General features: G+C 69.2%; 18 protein-coding genes and 1 pseudogene. 8 read left to right on the top strand and 11 right to left on the bottom strand.

The window, feature by feature from the left end:
- Window positions 1-10: 10 nt before the first annotated feature.
- From FY549_RS04865 to FY549_RS04815, 11 genes and pseudogenes are all read right to left on the bottom strand, one after another.
- Window positions 11-727, bottom strand: coding sequence for an ABC transporter permease (locus FY549_RS04865; RefSeq protein ID WP_149084072.1), 717 nt, complete (start codon window positions 725-727; stop codon window positions 11-13).
- Window positions 724-1,416, bottom strand: a complete 693-nt coding sequence (locus tag FY549_RS04860; RefSeq protein WP_149084071.1) for an ABC transporter permease — start codon at window positions 1,414-1,416, stop codon at window positions 724-726. Before FY549_RS04860 ends, FY549_RS04865 begins: the two co-directional genes overlap by 4 nt.
- A complete protein-coding gene (locus tag FY549_RS04855) occupies window positions 1,413-2,273 on the bottom strand; it encodes an ABC transporter ATP-binding protein (RefSeq protein ID WP_149084070.1) in 861 nt (286 codons plus the stop codon). Before FY549_RS04855 ends, FY549_RS04860 begins: the two co-directional genes overlap by 4 nt.
- Before the next feature lie 45 nt (window positions 2,274-2,318).
- Complete coding sequence (locus FY549_RS04850) at window positions 2,319-2,621, bottom strand: DUF427 domain-containing protein (protein ID WP_149084069.1); 303 nt, start codon at window positions 2,619-2,621, stop codon at window positions 2,319-2,321.
- Between the two features lie 135 nt (window positions 2,622-2,756).
- Window positions 2,757-4,193, bottom strand: coding sequence for a dihydrolipoyl dehydrogenase family protein (locus FY549_RS04845; protein ID WP_149084068.1), 1,437 nt, complete (start codon window positions 4,191-4,193; stop codon window positions 2,757-2,759).
- 392 nt (window positions 4,194-4,585) lie between these two features.
- Window positions 4,586-5,164, bottom strand: a complete 579-nt coding sequence (locus tag FY549_RS04840; RefSeq protein ID WP_149084067.1) for a biotin transporter BioY — start codon at window positions 5,162-5,164, stop codon at window positions 4,586-4,588.
- 117 nt (window positions 5,165-5,281) lie between these two features.
- Window positions 5,282-6,385 carry a lactonase family protein gene (locus FY549_RS04835; RefSeq protein WP_149084066.1) on the bottom strand — a complete coding sequence of 368 codons (1,104 nt, stop codon included), beginning with the start codon at window positions 6,383-6,385 and terminating at the stop codon, window positions 5,282-5,284.
- A 5-nt stretch (window positions 6,386-6,390) separates the two neighbouring features.
- A complete protein-coding gene (locus FY549_RS04830; RefSeq protein WP_149084065.1) occupies window positions 6,391-7,677 on the bottom strand; it encodes an adenylosuccinate synthase in 1,287 nt (428 codons plus the stop codon).
- A 230-nt stretch (window positions 7,678-7,907) separates the two neighbouring features.
- Window positions 7,908-10,325, bottom strand: coding sequence for an FG-GAP-like repeat-containing protein (locus FY549_RS04825; protein WP_149084064.1), 2,418 nt, complete (start codon window positions 10,323-10,325; stop codon window positions 7,908-7,910).
- Window positions 10,326-10,410: 85 nt separating this feature from the next.
- Window positions 10,411-11,472 carry a hypothetical protein gene (locus FY549_RS04820; RefSeq protein WP_149084063.1) on the bottom strand — a complete coding sequence of 354 codons (1,062 nt, stop codon included), beginning with the start codon at window positions 11,470-11,472 and terminating at the stop codon, window positions 10,411-10,413.
- Window positions 11,473-11,564: 92 nt separating this feature from the next.
- Window positions 11,565-12,014, bottom strand: a pseudogene (locus FY549_RS04815) (hypothetical protein); the annotation flags it as partial.
- Between the two features lie 445 nt (window positions 12,015-12,459).
- Between FY549_RS04815 and FY549_RS04810 the strand changes: the two are divergent.
- The 8 genes from FY549_RS04810 (at window position 12,460) to FY549_RS04775 (ending at window position 22,557) form a co-directional block, all read left to right on the top strand.
- Entirely contained in the window at window positions 12,460-13,152 is a 693-nt protein-coding gene (locus FY549_RS04810; protein WP_149084061.1) for a Pr6Pr family membrane protein, read from the top strand.
- A 164-nt stretch (window positions 13,153-13,316) separates the two neighbouring features.
- Window positions 13,317-14,249 (top strand): DMT family transporter, encoded by a 933-nt coding sequence (locus FY549_RS04805; protein ID WP_259614118.1) that lies wholly within the window; start codon window positions 13,317-13,319, stop codon window positions 14,247-14,249.
- A gap of 104 nt (window positions 14,250-14,353) precedes the next feature.
- A complete protein-coding gene (locus FY549_RS04800) occupies window positions 14,354-15,433 on the top strand; it encodes an AAA family ATPase (protein WP_187614927.1) in 1,080 nt (359 codons plus the stop codon).
- A gap of 31 nt (window positions 15,434-15,464) precedes the next feature.
- On the top strand, window positions 15,465-16,352 hold the full coding sequence (locus FY549_RS04795; RefSeq protein ID WP_149084059.1) for a DUF58 domain-containing protein: 888 nt from the start codon (window positions 15,465-15,467) through the stop codon (window positions 16,350-16,352).
- Entirely contained in the window at window positions 16,339-16,827 is a 489-nt protein-coding gene (locus tag FY549_RS04790) for a hypothetical protein (RefSeq protein ID WP_149084058.1), read from the top strand. Before FY549_RS04795 ends, FY549_RS04790 begins: the two co-directional genes overlap by 14 nt.
- Window positions 16,818-17,804 (top strand): VWA domain-containing protein, encoded by a 987-nt coding sequence (locus tag FY549_RS04785; RefSeq protein WP_200839078.1) that lies wholly within the window; start codon window positions 16,818-16,820, stop codon window positions 17,802-17,804. Before FY549_RS04790 ends, FY549_RS04785 begins: the two co-directional genes overlap by 10 nt.
- On the top strand, window positions 17,801-18,853 hold the full coding sequence (locus FY549_RS04780; protein ID WP_149084057.1) for a vWA domain-containing protein: 1,053 nt from the start codon (window positions 17,801-17,803) through the stop codon (window positions 18,851-18,853). Before FY549_RS04785 ends, FY549_RS04780 begins: the two co-directional genes overlap by 4 nt.
- Window positions 18,854-19,056: 203 nt before the next feature.
- A complete protein-coding gene (locus FY549_RS04775; RefSeq protein ID WP_262381139.1) occupies window positions 19,057-22,557 on the top strand; it encodes a PKD domain-containing protein in 3,501 nt (1,166 codons plus the stop codon).
- Window positions 22,558-22,651: the final 94 nt, after the last annotated feature.

Genomic DNA, 22,651 nt, shown 5'->3' with positions numbered 1-22,651 from the left:
ATGCTGTGAGTCAGGCGGGCGTGGCTGAGGGCGCGAGGCGCGCGCGGCGGTTCTGTGGGCGGGTACGGACGCCGCGCGGGACCGCGGCGTGCTGAGCCAGGGCGAGCAGGAGGTCGACGAGGAGCGCGAGCACCGCGACGAGGATCGCTCCGCCGAGGACCTGGTCGAAGCGGCGGAGCGGAAGACCCTGGATGATCGGCCAGCCGAGGCCACCGAGGTTCACGTACGCGGCGATCGTCACGGTCGCGATGACCTGCAGCAGCGCGGAACGGAGCCCACCGACGAGGAGCGAGAGGCCGAGCGGCACCTCGACCTTCCAGAACACCTGCCACTCCGTCATGCCCATGGCGCGGGCGGCGTCCAGCACTCGCCGATCGATCGCCTCCAGTCCGGTGTAGGCACCCGCCAGCAGTGACGGGATCGCCAGGAGCACGAACGTGATCACCGCGGCGAGCGGGGTGCGCAGGACGCCGAGCAGGAGTACCAGGAGGATGAGGAGGCCGAAGGACGGGATGGCGCGCGCGGCACCCGAGATCGCCACGGCGACCTCGCGTCCCCGGCCCGTGTGCCCGATGAGCCACCCGAGCGGAACGGCGATGATCGCGGCGATCGCCACCGAGACGACCGTGTAGAAGATGTGTTGCCCGAACAGCACCGGCAGGGCGTAGGGGCCCGTCCAACGGTCGGGGGAGACGAGCCAGGCGAAAGCGTCGGTGAAGAGGTTCATGCGGCCGACCCCATCGCCGCCGTACGGCTCACCGCGGCCTTGGTCGCCACCTTGGTGGTGGTGCGCGTCCACGGCATCAGGGCCCGCCCCGCCACCACCAGCAGGAGATCGACGATCAGCGCGATGACCACCACGGCGACCACGCCCGCGAAGACCTCCTCGATGATGCGACGCTGGAGGCCGTCGGTGAAGAGGTAGCCGAGATTCCTGACCCCGATCAGCACACCGACCGTCGCGAGCGAGATCGTGCTGACGGCGGTCACACGGAGCCCTGCGAGGATCACGGGTCCGGCGAGCGGGAACTCCACGGCCCAGAAGCGCCGGAAGGCGGCGAAGCCGGTCGCGGTCGCGGCCTGGCGGACGTCGTCATCGACCGAGTCCAGCCCGTCGGCGACCGCCCTGACGAGGATCGCGATCGCGTAGATCGTGAGCGCGACGATGAGGTTCGGCTCGTTGATCGCGGAATAGCCGAGCACCGCGGGCAGGAGGATCAACAACGCGAGCGATGGGATCGTGTACAGCAGGCCGGTCAGCGCGATGATCGGCCCCCGGACCAGCCGATAGCGCCACGCCACCCAGCCGAGAGGAAGGGACAGGATGAACCCGAGGACGATCGGGATGACGCTCTGGCGCAGGTGAGCCGCGGTCAGATCGAGGATCAGCCCGAGGTTGTCACCCACCCAGTTCACGGAGCCGCCTTCATCGCGTCGGCGCCGTCGACCACGCCCTCCGGCGCATCGACGATCGCGCCCTGCGTGCGGCCCTCGGAGTCGACGACCACGGTCCCCCGCGGCGTCTGCTTGAGGTGCAGCGCTCGGCGGCCCCGGTCGGCGCCGATGAACGAGGAGACGAAGTCATCGGCCGGGTTCTCGATGATCTCGCTCGGACTGCCCACCTGCACGATCCGCGCGCCCTTGTCGAGGATGACGACCTGGTCGCCCAGGAGGAACGCCTCGTCGATGTCGTGCGTGACGAACACGACGGTCTTGTCGAGCTCGTGCTGCAGTCGCAGAGTCTCCTGCTGGAGATCGGCCCGCACGATGGGGTCGACCGCGCCGAACGGCTCGTCCATGAGCAGGATGTTCGGGTCGGCGGCGAGGCCCCGCGCCACCCCGACGCGCTGCTGCTGGCCGCCCGACAACTGGCTCGGGTACCGCTCGGCGAGCGCCTGGTCGAGTCCCACCGTCGTCAGCAGTTCACGCGCGCGCTCGTGCGCGGGCTTCCTCTTCACCCCGTTGAGGCGCAGCACCGTCGCGACGTTGTCGATCACCGTGAAGTGCGGCATGAGCCCGGAGTTCTGCATCACGTACCCGATGCTCCGGCGCAGGGCGACCGGGTCGCCGGACAGGACGCTCTCCCCGTCGATCTCGACCTCGCCCGACGTCGGCTCGACCATGCGGTTGATCATGCGCAGCAGCGTGGTCTTGCCGCAGCCGGACGATCCGACGAACACGGTGGTCTTGCGAGAGGGCAGCACGAGGCTGAAGTCGTTCACGGCGAGCGTCCCGTCGGGGAAGCGCTTCGTGACGTTGCGGAACTCGATCATGAGGGGTGTTCTCCGACGGTCGTGCGTTCGTGCGTTCGTGCGGGACTAGGCCGAGACCTCGACGCCCGGGGCGAAGGCGACGTAGCCGGAGAAGTCCTTGCCGACGCGGTCGAACGCCGACGGATACGGGTGCGGGTACGACCAGGCGAGATCCTTGTGCAGCTCCCCGTCGACCTGGACGGAGTAGTACTGGCACTCCCCCTTCCACGGACAGGTGTAGGGGGTGGGGCTCTCGACGAGCGCGTCGGGCGTGACCGCTGCCGGAGGGAAGTACCAGTTTCCCTCGATACGGATGAGGTCGTCCTGGTCGGCCTCGGCGATGACGTTTCCTGCGAGTACAGCCTTCATGGGTCCTGCCTCCTCGGATGCGGGTTCGAGCGTATAAGACGGGTGTGACATCCGCAGCGGTATCCGCGCGGAGTCGTCAAGAGGGGAAACAATTCGAGGGCTGTTCGGTGCCGCCGCGGGAACGGATTGCCCGGCTCAGGCCGAGTCGCGCCCGTATCCCTCCAGGAGTCGCAACCAGATCTCACTGATCGTGGGGTACGACGGCACCGCGTGCCACAGTCGGGCGATCGGAACCTCGCCGACGACCGCGATGGTCGCCGCCTGCACGAGTTCGGCGACCTCCGGGCCGACGAACGTCGCACCGACCACGACGTCGCGGTCGGTATCGATCACCAGCCGCGCCTGGCCGGCGAAGCCGTCCTCGTACAGGCTCGCACCCGCCACCCAGCCCAGGTCGTAGTCGACGGCCTGGACGGAGATGCCGGCCTCCCGTGCCGACGCCTCCGTGAGTCCCACCGACCCGACCTCGGGGATCGAGAAGGTGACCTGGGGCACGGCGGCGTGGTCCGCGGTGGCGGCATGCCGACCCCAGGGCCCGTCGTGCACCGCCTCGCCCTTCGCTCGGGCGGCGATGACGTCGCCGGCCGCGCGCGCCTGGTACTTGCCCTGGTGCGTGAGCAGCACGCGGCCGTTAACGTCGCCCACGGCGTAGAGCCAGTCGACGTCCGGAACGCGGAGGGTGTCGTCGGTCTCGATCCAGCCGCCCGGTTCGAGCCCGACCACGTCGAGCCCGATGTCGGCGCTGCGCGGAGAGCGGCCGGTCGCGACGAGGACCTCCGCCGCGGTCACCGTCTCGCCGCTGTCGAGAGTGATGGTGACTCCGTCGTCGCCGCGGCGGACGGCCGTGGTGCCGGTGTTCGTGCGCACGTCGACGCCGAGGTCCTCCAGGCCCGCCGCCACGCGCTGCCCGGCGAAGGGCTCCATGCCGCCCAGCAGCCCGCTGCGTGCGAGCAGGGTCACGCGCGAGCCGAGGGCCGCGTACGCCGTGGCCATCTCGACCGCGACCACGCCGCCGCCGATCACCGCGAGACTCTCCGGCAGCTCCTCGGCGCTGGTCGCCTCGCGGCTCGTCCAGGGCGAGGCCTCGCGCAGACCCTCGATCGGCGGGATGACCGCATCCGAGCCGGTGCTGATCGCGACGGCGTGACGGGCGCGCAGCACGCGGGTGCCGCCCTCCGGGTCGGTCACGGTCACCTCGCGCTCGCCCGTGAGCCGGCCGTGGCCCCGGGCGAGGTCGATGTGGGCGGACTCCAGCCACTTCACCTGTCCGTCGTCGGACCAGTTGCTGGTGAAGGAGTCGCGGCGCTCGAACACGGCGCGCACGTCGAGGGTCCCGGTCACGGCCTGGGACGCCCCGGCCACGTGCTGGGCCGCGCGCAGCGCCTGCGCCGACCGGAGAAGCGCCTTCGACGGCATGCACGCCCAGTAGGAGCACTCGCCGCCCACCAGCTCGCTCTCCACGATGATGGCGGTCAGCCCGCCCTGCACCGCGCGGTCGGCCACGTTCTCCCCGACAGGACCACCGCCCAGCACGATGAGGTCGTAGTCGTCGGTCTTGTCGGCAGCAGTCATGCTCGCCCCTCTCCGTCGCCCGTGTCAGGGCAAGTCTTGCTCAAGACGAACGTCGAGTCACGGGCGTCTTGTTCCCGACCGCCGATATGCCGGCCGGGAACCGCCGTCGGATGCCGTGTCCGGATGCACGACCGGAGGACGGCTGCACGACCCGAACAGCACGATCGGCCGCCCGGCGTGATCCGGTCGTGCACCCGGGCCGGAGCCGGCGGCGATGGTCTCGACACGCTCGGGCGTCAGGCGGCCGACTGCAGTTCGGGTTCGGAGTCGAGTCCCACGATACGGATGCACGGCCCGAGGACGGCCGCACGACGTTGAAGGGGTCATCTGCCGGCAGACGTTTTCGGGTCGTGCATCCGGAGCAGAGTCGGCGGGGAAGCCGGGGAGGAGGGTCAGGCGACGGCGGGACGGGCGGGACGCTGATCGGCGAACGCCCGGGGGTAGGCACGGCGGAGGGCGAGCACGACAAGGGTGGCCGCGGTCACCTTGATGAGGTCGCCGGGGAGAAAGGCCAGAGTGGAGAGCGCCGTGAGGTCGAGGGGGACGCCGGTGACCAGGGCCTGCACGGGGATGCCGAAAGCGTAGACCACCAGCACGCCGCCGACGAACGCGGCGAGCGCGACGCGCCACCAGGTGGGCCGACCGGTACGCATCACGAGTCCGATGACGACGACGCCGGCGACCCAGCCGAGCAGGTAGCCCGCCGTGGGACCGACGAAGACCCCGAGCCCTCCGCGACCTCCCGCGAGGACCGGGAGTCCGATCGCGGCGAGCAGGAGCACCAGTGCGACGGACCACGGCGCGACCCGCGGCCCGAGGACGAGACCCGCCAGCATGACCGCGAGCGTTTGTCCGGTGATGGGGACGCCGCCCGGGAGCGGGACGACGACCGTGCCCAGGACGATGATGAGTGCGGCGGACACGGCCACTCGACCGAGGGCCGCCGAGGTGTCGCGGGTCGTGGGAGCCATGGTTCGTCCTTCCTGAACGGTGTTCACCTGAACACCGTTCATCAGAGTAGGGGCGCCGACGCGTCGGGGCAAATCACTCCACCGCGGCGAAGGCGAACGCCGCCTGCTCGCTGAACGTCAGCGGAGCGGGAGGATGCTCGTCGGCGCCGGAGCCTGCGCCTCGTGCCGGACTCCGAGCGGTGCTCCCGTCCTCTCATCGAGGTCGAGCAGCGTCACGGTGTCGGAGCGCTGTCCGGCGACGAGGAGCTTGCCCTGATAGACCAGGTGGTGCCGCGGCCAGTCGACTCCGGAGTCGGCGAGGGCGACCGGCTCCAGCGTCCCGCCGCTGCCGCGGACCCGCAGCGCCGCGATCGTGTTGCTGCCACGGAGGGCGGTGTAGAGGAACTGGCCGTCCTTGGTGCGGGCGAGCTCGGCGGGGAAGTCCACGCCGACCTGCGCGATGGGGCTCGCCGGCGCCGCGGAGACGACGCTCCAGGTGCCGTCGGCGGCCGCCGCGAGCGTGAAGACCTCGCACGAGTACTCGGTGACGACGTGCAGGTGGCCGCTCGGATGCACGACCATGTGCCGCGGGCCGGTTCCGCGCGGGAGCACGACCTCCTGGTCGAGGGTGAGCCCGCTGCCCTGCAGACGCCAGAACCGGACGAGATCGAAGCCGAGATCGGTCGTGACCACGCGGCCGTCCGGCAGGAACGCGGCCGCGTGTGCATGGGACGCGCGGTCCGCGTCCCCGTACGGGTCGACCGCGGCGATGCCGTCTCCGGCGGGAGTCGCCGGCGCGGCATCCGGGTCACCGTCGCCGAAGAGGGCGGCTCGGAGCGCGGCGGCCGCGTCCTCCTTCGCCGGTACGAGGTGGCCGTCCGCGGCGAGCCCGAAACGCACGACCCGTCCGTCGCCATAGCAGCTCGCGATGAGCGTCCGTCCATCGCCGGACACCGCGACATGGCACACGCCGTCGCCCGCCGGGACCGGGTCGCCGAGCGGTGTCAGCGCCATCTCCCCCGAGCGCACGAACGCCTGCACGGCGGCATCGCCCTCCAGCGCGGCGTACACGACGTCGAGGGACGGATGCGCCGCGAGCCACGACGGCGACGGCGTCTGCGTCACCGGTCCGCGGTAGGCGAGTGTCGTGGCCTCACGGCCCTCGTCACCCGCCAGGACGCCGATCCCCTCGGCGGAGCCCTCCATCGCCGGGCCGTAGCCCCCGAGCCAGAAACGCGTCATGCCGGTCAGTCGAGCAGGTCGTGGCGCACGATCACCTGGTCGCGCTCGGGACCGACGCCGATGACCGAGATGCGCGTGTTGCTCATCTTCTCCAGCGCGAGCACGTAGTCCTGCGCCGTCTGCGGCAGGTCTTCGAAGGTGCGGGCGGTCGAGATGTCCTCGCTCCAGCCCGGGAAGTACTCCAGGATCGGCTTCGCGTGGTGGAAGTCGGTCTGGTTCACCGGCACCTCGTCGAAGCGCTCGCCGTCGACGTCGTAGGCCACGCACACCGGGATCTTCTCGAGCCCGGTGAGGATGTCGAGCTTGGTGAGCACGAGGTCGGTGATGCCGTTGATGCGCGTGGCGTAGCGGGTGATGGGCGCGTCGTACCAGCCCACCCGGCGCGGGCGCCCGGTGGTGGTGCCGAACTCGAAGCCCTGCTTGCGCAGCCACTCGCCCTGCTCGTCGAACAGCTCGGTCGGGAACGGCCCGGACCCGACGCGGGTCGTGTACGCCTTGACGATGCCGACGATGCGGTCGAGTGCACCGGGGCCGACTCCGGAGCCGGTCGAGGCGCCGCCGGCCGTGGCCGAGGACGAGGTGACGAACGGGTAGGTGCCGTGGTCGATGTCGAGCATCGTGGCCTGGCCGCCCTCGAACACGACGACCTCGCCGCGGCTCAAGGCCTGGTCGATGAGGTAGCCGGTGTCGGCGACCATCGGCCGCAGCCGCTCAGCGTAGGAGAGCAGGTCCTCCACGATCTCGTCGCAGGTGACGGCACGACGGTTGAAGACCTTCACCAGGAGGTGGTTCTTCTGGTCGAGGGCGCCCTCCACCTTCTGCCGCAGGATGTTCTCGTCGAAGAGGTCCTGCACGCGGATGCCGACGCGGTTGATCTTGTCGGCGTAGGCCGGACCGATGCCGCGGCCGGTGGTGCCGATGTTGCGCTTGCCGAGGAAGCGCTCGGTGACCTTGTCGAGCGTGCGGTGGTACTGGGTGATGATGTGCGCGTTGGCGCTGACCTTGAGCCGCGAGACGTCGATGCCGCGGGCGGACAGCGCCTCCAGCTCGGAGAAGAGCACCTCGAGGTCGATGACCACGCCGTTGCCGATGACCGGGTTCACACCGGGCGAGAGGATGCCGGAGGGCAGCAGGTGCAGCGCGTACTTCTCGTCGCCGACGACCACGGTGTGCCCGGCGTTGTTGCCGCCGTTGAACTTCACCACCCAGTCGGTGCGCTCACCGAGCAGATCGGTGGCCTTGCCCTTTCCTTCGTCGCCCCACTGCACGCCGACGATCACGATTCCTGGCATGGGAAACCCCCTGGATGATGCCTCTCGCCGGGATTCCACCGGCGGATGAGCTGGCCCGATCGGGCGCTCCCATCCTATCGGCAGGCCTCCGACACCCTCGGAAGCGCGATACGGGACGGAATACGCGCCTTCCGGGGGCGTCGACGGCACCATTTCGATCCCGCACCGCGAGCGATGACGTGGTTTCGGTCCTGCACCGGAATGAGGGGGCACGGATGCCCCCTCATTCCTCAGCTGAAGGTGCGGAGCGAGTTCCATCCCTGGCCGACGCGAACAGAGGCGGCGAATCCGCTCACGCCGTTCCCTGCGTAGAGATAGAGAGCATTGTCCGCGGCGCTCCGGCCGAACAGATCGGCCTTCCCGTCACCCGTGTAGTCGACACCTCCCGTAATTGCTGTGATGCCGTTCCAGCCATTGCCGACGCGCGGGCCCGAGGTCACCACCGTGCCCGTTCCCGGGTAGATGTTGAGGTACCCGGCCGTGTTGGCAGCCAGGATGTCGCCCTTGCCATCGCCCGTGAAGTCACCCGCGAGCACGCGGGTAACCGAACCCCACGCGACGCCGATCCGCATCTTCTGTCCGAAGGTCCCATTCCCATTCCCCGGGTACGCATACAGATTCCCATCGGACTCGCGCGCGACGAGATCAGCGCGTTTGTCGCCGTTGAAATCGACGCCTCCCGTGATCAATCCCTTCGTTTCCCAACCGCGGTCGACCAGGGCCCTGGTGGGGAACCCGAGCGCCCCGTTACCCTCGTGATACCACAGCGTTCCGTCGGTGTTGATGACCATCATGTCGCCCTTGCCATCGCCGTTGTAATCCCCGTGGATGACTGTCTTCGCCGCACTCCACCCCTGGCTGACAACGGTCTGCCCGGCCCAGCCACCGCGACCGTTGCCGTGGTAGATGTTGAGCGCGTGGGTCGAGCTGATACCGATCACATCTGCCTTACCGTCGCTGTTGAGGTCGAAGGAGGGCTTCGTCGGCGTCAGCGGTGTGCCGTGGTACTCGAAGTGATTGTGGCTGCAATCTTCCTCGGTCTGCGCCCAGCCGCTGGGCACCGTGAGCGCCGCGCGGCAAGTGACTTGTCCGATCCCGGCCGGCGCAGGGAGCGCCGCAAACATAGCCGCCGCGAGAGCCTTGTCCTCGCTCGTGTCGCCGCTGGCAGGGACGCCATTGACTGCGCTGATGTCGACCGCGTGACCTCCGCTGTTCTTCGCGTGGTAGCTCGTCGCAGACGGAGTGGCCGTCGTGCAGTACTCATTGAGTGCCGAGATCGTGAGGGAGAAGCCCTTATCCACGACGACCGTCTTCAGTGCTGTGAGGATCACGGGATCGATGGTGCAGTCGCGGACCTGCCCGTCGATCAGATGCCCCCGCTTGAAGCCGTCGGCATACGCCCGGATCTGCGCGACCGCTTCACCGCCGGAGACACGGCCGCTCGCGATGATCTGCTGGGCGAGGTCCTGATCCGCCGCAGCGACCGGTGTCGTGTCCAGAGCCTTCTGCACGGTGGCGGCGACCCATCCGGCGATCGCATCTCCGCGCGTCGCCGTCACCTCCGCCAATCCGGCAGGCACTCCCGATCCGAAGCAGCCCGCTTGAGAGGAGCGGGACGCGACTGCGACGAGGGTGTCCGTCCCATCGATGTCGCGGACGCCCGGAGCGCCGCCGTCGCCGACGCACAGGGCGGCAGCCGACGACGACGCCGTCAGCGTCTTCTGGGCCACAGCGGTGATCGGGTAGGTCTGCGTGCGAGAGACCAGCGGGACCCACACGGAGTCGGTACGACCGAAGCCGGTGAACGACACGTGCTCTCCGCCTGACGGCGCTGCCGTCGCTATCGGCATCGGCGTGACGTCATCGACTGGCGTCTCCAGCTTGGCGAGAACGATGTCGCTGCCGTCGCCCGCCGGCTGGAGCTGCGTGATCTTCACACCGAGCTCACCGGAGCCGCTCGCCGTGCGATCGTTGGCCGCGTCCGGCCCGAAGAGAACGCGCGCTGGTGAGGAAGGAGCACCCGCCACGACAGCGGCAGGCTGCGAGGCGAAGCAACTCGCCGCGGTGAGGACCCAGGAGCGATCCACGAGCGTGCCCGTGCAAGAGCCCAGCCCCGTCCGGACCTTCGTGACTGCTGTGCGCGGATGCGTCGCCGTGGTGGCAGGCACATCGACGGCGGGATCCGACTTCACCTCGATGACGAGGATCGTCGACTGGCCCGTGAACGGCGTGTCGACGCTACGACGGCCGCCCGCCGGAACGAGCTCCTTCTTTTCGTCACCTGCGGCGATCGAGTAGGTGACCTCCATCGGCTGCGCGCCCGCCTTCACGCCGAACGAGCTCGTGATCTCGAGGTTCAGGATGGCCGGTCGGAACACCGGCTCGAAACAGACCGTCGCCCTCTTCCCGTTCTGATTGCTCTCCATTTCGACCTGCCCTGTCCGCGGCACGCAATCCACGACCTGCAGGCCGCCGTTGCCGTCTTTCAAGACGATCCCTTTCGCGGCGCCCACGGCTGCCCCGTCCGGATAGGCTCCGCTCTCGACCAGGTACCCCGGCGCGTCGGCGGCGACCGCTGGCGACATCGGCACGCTCACCAAGAGCGCCGCCGCTAATGTGGCCGCGACGCCGGCCGCGCCGGCGCGCACCCGGCGGCGAATTCAACGAGGACGTGTACTTCCTTTCAAAGGGGCGGAGTATGAATGGCAGGTGTCGCTCCTCGGATCCGAGAAGTCACCGAACCTTGACGAAATAGTCTGAGGACCGCAGGGGGGCGGGCATCTCACTTGCGCGAGCCGTGGATTTGCGGTGATTGTCAGGATCCGCCTGAACAGGAACGAACTCGGAGGGGACCCAGGCCCCCGGCTCCGTCCATGAAGCGCTGACGCTCGTCGCAGGCATGTTCGAGCGATAGAGCATGCCACCCCTCAGCTCGCGATGCTCACCCGCGGTCAGATGCGGGCGGACGAGGTCGGCGTACTCCGTGGAGAACCAGCTCAGCCACGGAGGGCTCTGCGGCAGGCCGGGCCACTCACCCCGTTGCGGCAGCGCCATCGTCGGTGAGAAGCGGGACTGCGTGACCTCGGCGTACGAGAAGAAGCTGCTCGAACGCTGTGCGAAATCGACGAAGAAGCTCTCGAAGGCGCTCACGAATTGAGGCTTGGAGAGCGCCGACGCATCGAAGACGAGCCGGACGCGCTGCTGTTCAGCGATGGACTGATCGGACCACCCACTAATAAATCCCGAAACGAGCGGCTTTCGCCCCCGGAGGACCAGTCTGCTGCGGTGACCATCATCTCGGTAGATGCGGTCGACCCCTTGAGCCCCGTCCTCGGCGAGCTTTCCCCGTAGTGGCTCGGTGACCCCGAACACGGTGGGCAGCGCGGCCGGAAGATGCTCCTTCGCTGATTCGAGATACATCTGGGCAAGCGAAGGGCTTTTCTCGTCGAAGTGCCGGAACCACTCGACGTGCAGGAACTTCTCGCGGCTGGGCCCGGTCTTCCTTGACACGTATCGAGGGTCGGACGTCTCCTCCACGACGACCTGTGGATCGTGCACGATCCCTCCCACCGCCCCGGCTAGCTCATCCGCGAAACGCAGCGCATGTCCGATATGGGGCTGCGCAGAGCCTTCGACGATGACTGTGTACCAGAAGCGCACGTTGTCGGGGAGACCGGTGGGAACACTGTCCATGTCCTCGCCTCCGACGTCGTGCGGCCCGTCGACGACGAAGCAGTACTCCCCTGAACGATGAGTGAAGACCTGGACGAGCCCACCGCCAGAGGTCTCGCCCACTTCGAGAGATTGCACCCTCGTCTGCACGTCCGACGGTGCGAGCCGGGAACTTCCATATACCTGAATGTCGTACGACATTGACTACCTCACCCTCACCACTCTTTGACCACGTTCCCGGAGAGACCGCCTCCGTTCGCCGAAGGATGGTACTGAATGAACACCGTCACTCCCTCCTCCGGGTTACATAGCTTCTCGAGCAGGCTCGCGGAGATCTTGCTCTTGTCGCCGTTGTCCCTCATCACCACACCGAGCTCGACCACCATGTCCTCCGGCGTGAGCTTTGCGCGATCCGCCTCGGAGAGGGCAGCAGCCGCTTCCCGCTTCTTGGCTGCCATCCGCTCGGCGTAGAGAATGTAGTCGTCCCACTGCTTGGAGTCCCTCACGACTGCGACGTTTTTCACGTCCGCGATCACGGATGCGCCCGGAGTCTCATCGAAGCTCTTCCAGTCTGTCAAGAGGTCAGGTTTCCGATACTGTGCGGTGCCCCCCAGCGACTCGATCTGGTTGATGGGCGCTCCAGGCTTGATCCCGACCTGACGCTCCGCCCATTGTCCGAGCTGGTGGACGCTAAATCGGGGTGCGCAGCGGTCGGATCACGTCGTCCCGACGAACACAGCGAGCGAGCGCGCGCCATCACATCACGCCTGCATGCCGGAGATCGAACGGGACCGTCACGCTTCGACCGAGGGCTTGCGGCGGTACTCGCTCGGACTCTATCGGTGAGCTGTGGATTCTGTCTGTCCCCCAAACGGCCTACTTGACGCCGATACCCGCAAGTGAAGGGGATCACGTTGACATACTTTGAGAGCTCAACGCCCTCGTTCGTGGCGAAGAACGCGTGGAGAATGGAAGGGCGAGCGCCCTCCTTGGCAGGAGGATCGCGGTACGGGACGGAATACGCGCCTGCTCGGGTCTCGGGAGGCACCATCTCGATCCCGCACCGGCGCGACGGGCGCGCCGCCCGCTACAGTGGCGGCGGAGGTGGCGATGAGGCGGTGGTGGCCCTACGTCCGGCTCACGGCGGCGGCGCTCGCGACGGCGGCGATCGTGGCGCAGCTCGTGCGCACACTGGAGATCGCCCTCGCCGCAGACACCGCGTGGGGCGGGCACCTGCCCACCGTGGCCGCGAACTTCTTCAGCTTCTTCACCATCCTCTCCAACGTGCTCGCCGCGGTGGTGCTGGCCATCGGCGGGATCAGGGGGCTGAGGCACCGCGACGCGAGGGTGGAGCCGACCTGGCTGGCGACGCTGCTCGTGTGCGCGAGCACCTACATGATCGTCACGGGCGTCGTCTACAACACGCTGCTCCGCGGGATCGCGCTGCCGCAAGGTGCCACGGTCGCCTGGTCGAACGAGGTGCTGCACGTCGTGATCCCGCTCGTCCTGCTCGCCGACGTGCTGGTCGCCCCGCGCCGTCGCGCGCTCGGCTGGGGCACCGTGGCCATCGCCGCGATCTTCCCGATCGTCTGGGTCGTCTACACACTCCTCCGTGCGAACCTCGTGATCGCTCCCGCGACCGGGAACCCGTGGTGGTACCCGTACCCCTTCCTCGATCCCGCGCTGAACGGCGGCTACGGCGGCGTCGCGCTCTGGGTGCTCCTCATCGCCGCGATCATCCTCGCCACCGCCGCCCTCGTCGTGGGCGCCGGGCGGCGTCGTGCCGCACCCCGGACGGCCTGACTACTCGGACACCGAACGCGGGATCGAAAGTTTCCCTCCGCGCGCCCAGGGAGGGGCGTTTTCGATCCCGCACCACGCGGGGGGAGCGCATGGTGGCGGGAATGCGACGAGGGCTGTCGCTTCCGCGCATCGCCGATGTCGGCGGCCGGTGCCAGGATCGGATGGTGAGACAGGACATCGGGGCCTTGGAGCGGCTCGACCCACAGGGCTCGCCGGCGCGATCGCACGGCGCACTGGTCCTGCTCGCCGCCGCGGTGACGGTCGTGCTCTGGGCCTCGGCCTTCATCGGGATCCGTGGCGCGGGGCCGCACTACGACCCCGGGGCCTTGGCGCTGCTGCGCATGGCGGTGGGCACCCTCGTGCTGACGATCATCGCGCTGCGGCACGGCATCCGGCTCCCGAAGCGCCGCCATTGGCTGATGATCGCCGTGTGGGGAGTCGGATGGTTCTGCATCTATAACCTGGCCCTCAACAGCGCCGAACGGACACTCGACGCCGGGACCGCCGCGATGGTCGTGAACCTGGCGCCGCTCATGGTCGTCGTCTTCAGCGGTCTCTTCCTTCGAGAGGGATTCCCGCGACCCCTGGTGATCGGCGCCCCCATCGCCTTCCTCGGCGTGGTCCTCATCGGCATGAACTCCACCAGCAGCACCGGCCCCGACATCACCGGCCTCCTGCTGGCTCTTCTCGCCGCGGTCATGTACGCCGGATGCACCCTGTTGCAGAAACACCTGCTCACCTCGGGTGTCGACGCCACCACGCTGACCTGGCTCGGGGCGGCCGCGGGCACGATCGCCCTGCTTCCCTGGCTCGGCGCGCTGATCGCGGACGTGCAGACGGCGCCCCTCGACGCGACACTGTGGGTGGTCTACCTCGGCATCTTCCCCACCGCCGTCGCCTTCACCACCTGGGCCTACGTGCTGCAGCGCAGCACCGCCGGGAAGACGTCCGCGACGACGTACGTGGTCCCGGCCCTCGCGATCCTGTTGTCGTGGCTGATCCTCGGGGAGGTCCCCACTCCGCTCATGTTCGTCGGCGGCGCACTGTGCCTGCTCGGCGTGCTCATCACGCGTCTGCGTGGGCGGCACTCGCGCTGAGCGCGCCGCCCACCCTCCAGGTCGGTCCGCGCGGATGCGATTACGCTGGTCGGCGGAGGGGCGCGCCGTGCGGGCCCGCGTGTGACCGAGGGAGACGAAGACCGATGACCGACGCCGACGCGCAGACCCCGCCGACGATCTCCGCGCCCCCGCCGCCCCCCGCGCCGACCGCAGCTCCGGCACCCGCCGCCGCGAAGCCTGCGCCGACCGATGCCGAGTTGGCGCGAGCCACCGCCGTGCTCCAGACGATCTCGGACGCGTACTCCGCGAAGATGGTCGGCCAGGAGCGTCTGCGCACCAGCCTGCTCGTGGCGCTCATCGCCGGCGGCCACATTCTCCTGGAGAGCGTGCCCGGCCTCGCCAAGACCACCGCGGCCAGCACGCTCGCCGACACCGTGAAGGCGAAGTTCAAGCGCATCCAGTGCACGCCCGACCTCCTCCCGAGCGACATCACGGGCAACCAGATCTACGACGCCGCGACGGGCAGCTTCCGCACGGTGCTCGGTCCCGTGCACGCGAACTTCGTGCTGCTCGACGAGATCAACCGCTCCAGCGCCAAGACCCAGAGCGCCATGCTCGAGGCGATGCAGGAGCACCAGACGACCATCGGCGGCGAGATCCACCCGCTGCCGAAGCCGTTCCTCGTCATCGCGACGCAGAACCCCATCGAGCAGGAGGGCACCTACGAGCTCCCCGAGGCGCAGATGGACCGGTTCCTGCTCAAGGAGATCGTCGAATACCCGAGCCCGGCGGAGGAATTCGAGATCCTCAGCCGCATCGACTCCGGCGTGCTCGACCCGGACCGGCACGTGCACAGCGCCGTCACGCTGGACGACGTGCATCTGCTGCAGGACGTCGCGAGCCGGATCTACGTCGACCCGGCGATCCGCAACTACATCGTGTCGCTGGCTTACGTGACCCGCAATCCGGCGCCGTACATCGGCGAGGAGCGCGCGCGGTACATCAAGTACGGCGCCAGCCCGCGAGCGAGCATCGCCTTCCTGCAGGCCTCCCGTGCCCTCGCCCTCCTCAGCGGCCGCACCCACGTCCTGCCAGAGGACATCCGCGCCCTCCGCCACCTCGTGCTGCGCCACCGCGTGCTGCTGACGTTCGAGGCCGACGCCGAGGGCATCCGCAGCGAGGAGATCATCGACCAGATCTTCGCCGCCGTGCCCACCCCCTGATCCGTCCACACGCTCAGGGATCACGCGCCGAATGCCCAGCCTCATCACACAGGTGAAGAGCAAGCTCTTCATCCACTCGAACCGCAAGTCGCTGCACGCGCTCGACGGCGCGTACGCGTCGCTGCTGCACGGGCGGAGCCTCGACTTCGAGGACCTGCGGAAGTACGAGTACGGCGATCAGGTGCGTGACATCGACTGGAGAGCGACCGCCCGCCTCGGTACGCCGCTGGTCAAGAGATCGCGGGCGACTCGCATGCACACGGTGTTGTTCGTCGTCGACACCGGCCGCTCGATGACCGCCCTCGCCGCCGACGAGCGGTCGAAGAAGGAGCTGGCGATCCTGGCGACCGGAGCGCTCGGCGTCCTCACACTCCGTCACGGCGACGACTTCACGGTCGTGTACGGCGACTCCTCCCGCGTCCGTCGGTTGGCGCCGGGACGCAGTGAGGGCGCCCTCGAGCACGCGCTGCGGACGATCGACCGCGCCGTCGACGACGCCGCGGCTCCGAGCGACCGCGATGCTCTGCTCTCCTTCGTCACACGGACCATCGCGCGGCGGATGATCGTCGTGATCCTCACCGATGAAGCGCCCGTGTCGACCGAGACCGAGCGGCTGCTGCGACGGCTGCGGGTGCAGCACGACCTGCTGTGGCTCACTCTGCGCGACGCAGAACCCGTGCTGGACCGTCGCTCCACCCGGCGGCGGGCCGACGTCGACAGCCTCTGGGAGGTGCCGGACTTCGTGCAGGGCGACCGCGCCATCGTGCGCGAGCTCACCGCACAGCGGGAGGCCGACTCCGCGCGCCTCGCCGATCTGCTCACGCGGATGGAGATCAGCCACACCGCGCTCGACGGCCAGGAGGACGCCGTCCCCCAGCTCCTGCGACTGCTGAACCGGAGGTCCGATGCCCGGTTCTGACGAGCTCTACCCCCCGACGCAGTACGGGTGGGGATGGATGCTGCTCGCCCTCGGCATCCTGGCGCTGCTCATCCTCGGCGCCTGGCTGCTGTTCCGGCTCACCCGACCGCGCCCCGCCGGGACGGGAGCGCGGGAGGACGGCGGTCGCCCGTCCACCCTCGACGTGCTGTCCGCCCTGCGCTCCGAGTACCTCGAACGCATCGATCGCGTCGAGCACGACTACCGCGACCGGCGCCTCTCGGCCCGCCAGGCCAACCTGGAGCTGAGCCGCGTCGTGCGCACCTTCGTCAACGAGTACAGCGGGCTGGAGGCGCCCGTGCTCGCGCTCGACGACCTCATCGCTCGCGGTGTGCATCCCGCCCTCATCGACGCGATGGGACGCCACTACTACCCGAGCATCTTCCGGCAGGGACCCGCGATCGACCCGGTCGCCGGCGCCGCGGCCGCCCGGACGGTGGTGCGCGCATGGCACTAGCCAACGTGTGGATGCTGGTCCTCGCCGCCGCCGTGGTCGTCGTGGCCATCGTGATCGGACTGGTGGTCGGACTGCGCCGTCATCGAGACCGTCACGCCGGCGACACGGCCCGCGTCGCCAGGGCCGAGCGGCTGCGCGCCTTGCCCGCGTTCCGTCAGGCGCTGTCCCGTCGCCTCCTGGCGCTGACCGGGGTCGTCGCCCTCGGCGCGGGAGCCGCGCTCGTGGCCGGCGTCGTGGCCGCCCGCCCGATGTCTGCGCAGACCGTCCAGCCCGTGAACACGAGCCGCGACATCATGCTCTGTCTGGACGTCTCCGGTTCGATGTCGGAGGTGGACGTGGAGGTGCTGTCCGTGTTCGACGAACTCCTCGACGGTTTCGAGGGCGAGCGCATCGGCCTGACGATCTTCAACAGCTCGCCCGTGCAGATCTTCCCGCTCACCGACGACTACGACTTCATCCGCGAGCACCTCGCGAGCATGATGTCGAGCTTCGACTATGTGGACGAGGTTCCCGAGCACTGGCTGGGCACGCTCAACGGCGACGGCGCGTCCTTGATCGGCGACGGCCTCGCGGCGTGCACGATGGGCTTCGACCACCCGAACGACGATCGGTCGCGCTCGGTGATCTTCGCCACGGACAACGAGATCAACGGCGCCTCGATCGTGACGCTCGACGAGGCCGCGGCCTATGCGGCGTCGAAGGGCGTCCGGGTGTTCGCGATCAATCCCGTCGAGGGCAAGGACACCGACGTCAGCGCGGAGCTCGCGGCTGCTGCCGAGGCGACCGGTGGCGCCGCCTACGGACTGCGCGACACGACCACGGTCGGCGACATCGTCGACGAGGTGCAGCAGCAGGAGGCCACGGTGCTGCGTGGTGAGGCGCAGGTCGTCTGGACCGACACCCCGAACCTGTGGATCGCCGTGCTGTCGGTCCTCGCGCTCGGCTTCGTCATCCTGGTGTGGAGGGTGCGCCTGTGATCTTCCAGCCCGTCGTGCCCCCTCTCCTCATCGTGCTGCTGTGCGCGGGGGTGGCTGCCGTCGCCGTGGCGATGCTCGTGCGGGCGCCTCGTGTCGGCGGCGAGGTCGTGACCGATCGTCGAACCCTCGCCGTCCACCGGTCCCTCTGGGTCCTGCGGCTCGTGATGGTCCTCGCCTGCGCCACGATGCTGCTGCGGCCCGGTCTCCCCGGCGGGACGACGCAGACGTTGGCGACCGACACCGACATCGTGCTCGTCGTCGACACCACGGCGAGCATCGTGGCGGAAGACTGGGACGACGATGCTCCTCGGCTCGAGGGCGTACGGGCCGACGTGCGTGCCCTCGTGGAGGAGTACCCGGGAGCCCGGTTCGCCCTCCTCACGTCGGATGCGGCGGCGGAGGTGCGGATGCCGCTGACGACGGACACGACCGCCCTCCTCGGATCCCTCGATGTCCTGCGGCCCGAGGTGACGAGCCAGTCACGCGGCAGCTCGATCGGTGTCGCGGCACCGCTGCTCCGGGAGACGCTCGCCTCGGCCGCCGAGTCGTCACCGGACCGTTCGCGCATGGTGTTCTACTTCGGCGACGGCGAGCAGACGACCGGCTCCACGCCGGAGTCGTTCGCCGAGAGTGCGCGCTACACGGACGCCGGCGCGGTCTTCGGCTACGGCACGGCCGAGGGCGGGCCGATGCGCGTGACGACCGGGGGTCTCGGCGAGGGAGGCTCGGAGTACATCCAATACGAGGGTGGGAGCGCGCTCTCGGTCATCGACGAGGGGAACCTCGAGACGATCGCCGGGCAGCTCGGCGTCGACTACGAGCACCGCGAGGCCGGCACCGCACCCAGGCTTCCCGAGGCTCCGTCGAGCACGACCGCCTACGCCGACGCCGGCGAGGTGGGTGATGTCACCGAGCTTTCCTGGATCGCCGCTCTCGTCGTCCTCTGCGCCCTCGGCATCGAACTGGCCCGGGGTGCGACCCTGCTCGCACGCCTTCGCGGCCTCCGTTCCCCCGGCACCGGTCGGTCTCCCCGCTCCGACAACCTCTGACCTGGCGCGTCGACTCGCGGCGGCGTGTCGCGACCGTTTCGGATGGTATTGTGTTACCGGTCGGAGGCTTTCGTGTCGCCGACGGGGGTTCGCCGGCGCGTTCCGTCGCGATTCGAACGCTCTCTGGGGGAGCATTCGCGAGCGGTCGCCCGGCGATGTCGTGCCGACGTGGGGTCGGCCATCGAAAAGACTGGGGAAGCGATATGGGGAACAGACGCGTCTGGAAGCGCGCCCGCACGGGCGTCGCCGGAGTGATTGCGGGGGTGATGGTCGCAACGGGGCTGGTCGCTCTGGGAGGCGGCGCCGCCGCGGCGGCCGAGGAGCCGGACACCCTGCCGCCGTTGCTCCAACGCGACGAGAACGTGGTCACCTCCGACCCGATTCCGACCGTGCAGATCGACAACGGCTACGTCTGGGCGCAGACCACCATCGGTTCGACGGTGTACGCGGTCGGCAAGTTCGACAACGCTCGCGAACCGAAGGCCGCCCCCGGTACAGCTCTGACGGCACGGTCCAACGTGCTCGCCTACGACATCGAGACCGGTGCGCTGCTGCCGTTCGCGCCGACGGTCAACGGTGTCATCAAGGCCGTGGCTGCCTCACCCGACGGCAGCCGCATCTACATCGGGGGCTCCTTCAACAAGGTCAACGGCAAGGACCGTTGGAACATTGCCGCGGTCGACGCGAAGACCGGCGAGCTCGTCCCCGGATTCGTCCCGTCGATCGGTGGATCCGGCGTCTACGCCCTGGCGACGTCCGGGACGACCGTCTACGCCGGCGGTCTCTTCACGCAGGCCAACGGGACGCCGCGGAAGAACCTCTCCGCGTTCGACACCACGAACGGTGCGCTGCTGCCCTGGGCACCGCGGACCGACCTCCAGGTCGACGCCATGGTGATGGACCCCGCGGGGGAGGACACCATCATCGGTGGGCGCTTCTCCCAGGTCAACGGCAACACCGAGATGCGTGGCAGCGCCTCCGTCGACAAGACCACGGGCGAGTTGAACACGGACTGGGAGCTGGCCAAGACCGTCAAGAACGGCGCCGGATCCGGCATCTATGCCGGCAAGGCCGGGACCTTCGGGCTCGCCACCGACGCCACGGGGGTGTACGGCACCGGGTGGGGCTACGCCGACGCGGCGACGGGCACCCTCGAGGGCACCTTCGCGGCCGAAGCCGGCACCGGCAAGGTCCGCTGGATCGCGGACTGCATCGGCGATCACTACGGCGTCTACTCCACCGGGAAGGTGGTCTACACGACCAGCCACACCCACACCTGCGAGACGCTAGGCCTCCACCCGGAGCAGGCTCCGCGGGTGCACCGCTACTCCGAGGCTTACACCGCCGACGCCCGGGGAACCCTGGCTCCCCAGCCGGGCGCGCCGGGCCGCAAGGACTGGGGCGGGAGCCCGGCCCCGTCGCCGTACGCGTGGACGCCGGACTGGGCTGTGGGCGTGACCACCGGTCTCGGTCAGGCGGGCCTGTCCATCACGGGGACGGGCGACATGATCTCGATCGGCGGCGAGTTCCGCTCGGTCAACAACGGCCGGTTCGAAGGACTCGTGCGATTCTCGACGGCTCCTCCCGGTGGGCCGAAGGACGGACCACGCCTCTCCGGCGATAGATGGGCGCCCACCGCGACATCCCTCGTCCCGGGTCGCGTGAAGGTCACGATCCCCGCCAACTGGGATCGTGACGACCTCAGCCTCACCTACGAACTGCGCCGCGGCGACTCGAAGACGCCGCTGTTCACCACGACGATGGACTCCACCTGGTGGAACCTGCCCGCCGTGACGTTCGAGGACACGACGGCTCCGGTCGGCTCGCAGCAGGACTACACGTTCACCGCCACGGACGGCGACGGCAACACCGTCTCGAGCAAGACGGCGACCGTCACCGTCGCCGGGACCGCTCCGCCGTATGCCGACGCCGTCCTCGCCGACGAACCCCAGCTCTACTACCCGCTGGGAACCATCGCGCAGGATGTGGCCGGCACGAACAGTCCGATCTTCCGGGCGGGGACGAAGCCTCTGACAGCCGGCGTGCCGGAGGGCGTGGCGGGCGCCACCGCCCTCGACGGCACCCAGACCGGCCGGATCGACTCCACCACGAAGCTGGCGGCGCCGTCCGCCTCCTCCGCCGAGCTGTGGTTCCAGACGTCGACCACGACGGGCGGTCTGTTGTTCGATTTCGAGAGCAACGCCGCCGGTGTGTCGAGGAACTACGACCGGAACGTCTACATGTCCGCCGACGGTCGGCTGAACTTCGGGGTCTATAGCAACGGCACCAAGGTCATCACGACGAAAGCCGCCTACAACGACAACAAGTGGCACCATGTCGTCGCATCGGTGAGCCCTGACGGCATGAAGCTCTACGTCGACGGGCGGCTCGAGGAGCAGCTTTCCGGCGTGACGAACGCACAGGACTACGCCGGCTTCTGGAAGATCGGCGGCGGCAAGCTCGCCAACTGGCCGAACGTGCCGAAGACGACCTCCTTCACCGGGAACGTCGACGAGTTCGCCGTGTACTCCTCCGGGTTGACCGAGGGACAGGTCAAGACCCACTACGCGGTCGGCACGGGTTCTGCCACGCCGGCTGCTGCCTTCACGGCGACGACCGACGGGCTCGATGCGACCTTCGAGAGCACCTCGGTGCCGCCGGGTGACAACACGATCTCGGGATACCGCTGGGACTTCGGAGACGGTTCGACGGGCACCGGCAAGACGCCGAAGCACACGTATGCCAAGCCCGGCACGTATCAGGTCAAGCTCACGGTCACCGACAGTCAGGATCTCGTGGGATCCGCTGCGAAGACCGTCACGGTACAGGGAGCCAATGCGCTCCCCACGGCATCGTTCACGGTCGCCGCGTCGGGGCTGACGGTGTCGGCCGACGCCTCGGCATCGTCGGACGACGACGGCACCCTCCGCAGCTACCGCTGGGACTGGGGCGACGGCACGACAGGTGAAGGTGCGACCACCAGCCACACCTACGCCACGGCGGGGACGCGCACGGTCACCCTCACGGTGACCGATGACGGCGGTGGCTCGGCGAGCACCACTCGGGAGGTCGTGACGACCGAGCCCGCCCCGCTCGCCGGCGACGATTTCGACCGCACCGCCGGTCCCGGCTGGGGCGAGGCCCCCGCGGGCGGCGCCTGGAAGATCGCGGGCGGCTCCGCCGCCGCGGCCACCGGCGCCGACGGGTTCGGCCGACTGAAGCTGCCGGCAGGCGACACCCGTCACGCGACGCTGAACGCGCCGTCGGTGCCCGACCCCGCCCTGGAGACGACCTTCCGCATCGACCAGCCCGCGAGCACCGGAGGCTCCTACATCGGGGTCATCGCCCGCGACTCGTCGGCCGGCAGGTATCTCGTCCGCGCGTGGCTCCGCCCGGACGGCACCGTCTGGCTCGTGGCGCACCGCGACGGCACGGTCCTCGCGACCCGGGCGCTGAGCGGCGTCGCCGTCACGCCGGGCACCGCCTACACGCTCAAGGTCGCCGTGACGGGGGCGGACAAGACCTCGCTCGTCGCGAAGCTGTGGGCGACGGAGACGACCGAGCCCGCCGACTGGCAACTGCGGGCGACCGACACGGCTCCCCTGCCCGCAGGAGGCGTGGGGCTGAGCGGCAGTCGCTCGGCCAGTGCGACCGCGCCGCTCGACGTGTCCTTTGACACGTTCCGCGTCACGGCGGCGCAGTAGCCGAACCGGTTCCACCGCGACGAACGCCGGCCTCGACCTCCGGGGCCGGCGTTCATCGCACACGGCGTCGCGCTCCGCCGTCGCGGATAGGATG

The organism is Microbacterium sp. 1S1 (assembly GCF_008271365.1).
GTDB lineage: Bacteria > Actinomycetota > Actinomycetes > Actinomycetales > Microbacteriaceae > Microbacterium.
This window is presented reverse-complemented; position numbering and strand designations above follow the sequence as displayed.